1 protein-coding gene is annotated in these 214 nt (G+C 68.7%); it reads right to left on the bottom strand.

What is annotated here, in order from left to right; all coding sequences use genetic code 11:
• The coding region (locus IH61_RS42345; protein ID WP_037974269.1) for a hypothetical protein at positions 1–214 on the bottom strand (214 nt) is incomplete at both ends.

Genomic DNA, 214 nt, shown 5'->3' with positions numbered 1-214 from the left:
ATCACCGCGGTAGGTCATGACGGCGGGGCGGGGGCGGTCGGTGGGCAGGGTGATCTGGTCGGGCAAGCCCGTCAAAGTCCGGGTCCAGTAGGCGACTTGGGTGGCGAAGAGGCTTTCGGGGTCGTTCTGGTCGCCGAGCAGCTCGTTCTGCCAGAGGGTGTAGTCGGCGTACTGGACGGGCAGCGGCGCCCACTGCGGTGCGTGGCCCTCAGCA

It is taken from the genome of Streptomyces sp. NRRL WC-3742, from assembly GCF_000720635.1.
GTDB lineage: Bacteria > Actinomycetota > Actinomycetes > Streptomycetales > Streptomycetaceae > Kitasatospora.
The sequence above is the reverse complement of the archived record's forward strand: the minus strand, read 5'-3'. Positions and strand labels throughout refer to the sequence as shown.